This is a genomic window from Streptomyces fildesensis (genome assembly GCF_016107395.1).
Taxonomy (GTDB): Bacteria; Actinomycetota; Actinomycetes; order Streptomycetales; family Streptomycetaceae; genus Actinacidiphila; species Actinacidiphila fildesensis.
Genome location: NZ_JAAIKO010000157.1, coordinates 1 through 643, shown reverse-complemented (window position 1 = coordinate 643; position 643 = coordinate 1). Strand labels below are relative to the sequence as shown.

General features: G+C 76.5%; 1 protein-coding gene. It reads left to right on the top strand.

The window, feature by feature from the left end; translation table 11 throughout:
- On the top strand, window positions 1-643 hold a 643-nt coding region (locus C6N31_RS42375), incomplete at both ends, for a glycosyltransferase family 2 protein (protein WP_198359641.1).

Here is a 643-nt window from a genome sequence, read left to right as displayed (position 1 = left end):
TTGACGTCGTACTGCCGTGCCTGGACGAGGCCGGTGCCCTGCCCTGGGTGCTGGAGCGCATTCCGTCCGGCTGGCGGGCGATCGTCGTCGACAACGGCTCGACCGACGGCTCCGCCGTCCTGGCCGCCTCCCTCGGCGCGACGGTGGTCCGCGAGCCGGTCCGGGGCTTCGGCGCCGCCTGCCACGCCGGACTGCTCGCCGCGACCGCCGACATCGTCTGCTTCTGCGACTGCGACGCCTCGCTCGACCCCGCCCTGCTGCCGTCCGTCGCGGACCCGGTGCTGCGGGGTGATCTCGACCTGGTGCTCGGCCGCCGCAGGCCGACCGCCCGTGGCGCCTGGCCGCCGCACGCCCGGCTCGCCAACCTCGAACTGGCCCGGCGCATCCGCCGCCGCACCGGTCTGCGGCTGCACGACCTCGGCCCGATGCGGGCCGCCCGGCGGACCGCGCTGCTCGGCCTGGAACTGGCCGACCGCCGGTCCGGCTACCCGCTCGAAATGCTGGTCCGCGCGGCCGACGCCGGCTGGCGGATCGCCGAGACCGACGTCCCGTACGCGCCCAGGACCGGCCGCTCCAAAGTGACCGGCACCTGGCGCGGGACCTGGCACGCGGTCCGGGACATGAGCGCCGTGCTGCGGCAGCC